Source organism: Oleiphilus sp. HI0132 (genome assembly GCF_001635845.1).
The window spans coordinates 1-1,589 of the sequence record NZ_LWGJ01001405.1 but is presented as its reverse complement, the minus strand read 5'-3'; the positions used below and the strand labels follow the sequence as shown (position 1 = coordinate 1,589).

The window sequence follows — 1,589 nt, the reverse complement described above, 5'->3', positions numbered from 1 at the left end:
AGAATACAAGCAAATCTCTCCCTATTTACCGAGAGCTAATCAATCTAAAGCTAACTTGTTCAATGTCAAAGCTAAAGAAAAGGTTGGACAGTTTTATCTAAAACATGGCCAATATGAAAAGGCTGATCGATATTTGAGCCCAGCATTTGACTTCATTAGTAACTTTTTTGTTCAAAGTGCTAATGCAAATAATGGATTTTCCCAGGTGGTAACTGCGTTATCTGCTATGGGGAATGCATCCAGTAAAAAGGATTCCAATGAGAATTTGGGGTTAGCGCTTGGTGTGGTCAAGCAGAAACTTGGCAAGATAGATGAGCTAGAGCATGTTTTTGCAGCGGCGCATGAAATAAGTTGTGATATTTCAACAAGGGTTGACCCTAAAGCTCATGATGTTCCAGAAGAAGGTGTGTTCGCCGGATGTATGCGCACGCTTTATCACTATGCAAACCTTTTTGCAGCGAGTGGTAAACATGGGATAGCTAAAGAGCTTTATCTAAAAGCCCTTAAACTTCAGAAAAAGACGACGATTTTTAGGCTTCTCGCTTTTTCGGTGGATGAAAAGAAAGATCGTGATTATCTACAGTGGGTTAAAGGCTTAACGAACGCAGCTTTTCAACACGCTGTTCACTCGAAAGTATATTCCCACTCAGAAATCACAGAGCTTTATTTGCATCTTTCAAATCTGAAGGGGCAGTTACTCTCGATTGACTCTGAAATACTAAAGAAAGCTCGTAAATCTTCTAATCCAGATATACAAAATAAGTACCATGAATTTGCTAAAATAAGCGATGAATTTGACGAGCTAGTTTTATCTGGTGCGCGTACTGACTTAGAGGCATACAATAGATTAATGCTTAAAAAAGCAGAGGCCAGATTAAAGCTCAAACGAACTTTTGCATTTAATCATCCTGAACTATTCGAAACTAAGAATATTGATCAATTCCTTGGCGCAATGAGCCCTGACGATGTGTTTATCGACATAGTTAAATTGCACTCTTTTAACTACGAATCTCTTTCATTCGAAGGGGAGACTTATATAGCAGTTGTAGCAGAAACCTCTGGTCAATTGGAGATGGTAAATTTGGGGGATGCAGTTAATATCGATGATGCTGTAGGCACTTATCATGCAACTATTAACAACTCGCTGGCCAAAGGGCTTGAACCGCAAAAACTCGATTTAGATAAAACGCTGGAGAGCATATACGATCTTACATTATCAAAGTTAGATAATTTGGTTGAAGGAAAATCGACTTTATTAGTTAATGCTGATGGCGCTTTTCATTCAATGCCATTATCTATTCTAAGAAAGAATAATCGTTACTTGCTAGAAGACTACAAAGTTGTGTATGTGCAGTCTCGTAGTATTGATAACAAACAAAAAGTTCGATTGCCTGAAAGCTTTGTTGTGGTAACGGATCCTGATTATAACTCGCCATCTGCTACCCAGTCCTTTTCAACGAGAGCAATTCAAACCATCGCCCGCGAAGTTCAGCAGTTTTCAGCACTACCTGAAACAAAACATGAAGGTGAAGAAATATCTAGAGTCTTACGAGGCAAGTCTTCAATAATATCGCTCACAGGCAAAGAAG

The 1,589-nt window shown here is 38.8% G+C and carries 1 protein-coding gene; it reads left to right on the top strand.

The genetic code is table 11. The annotated features are described in order from the left end of the window. A partial coding sequence (locus tag A3766_RS21500) for a CHAT domain-containing protein (RefSeq protein WP_156509031.1) occupies positions 1-1,589 on the top strand: 1,589 nt, incomplete at both ends.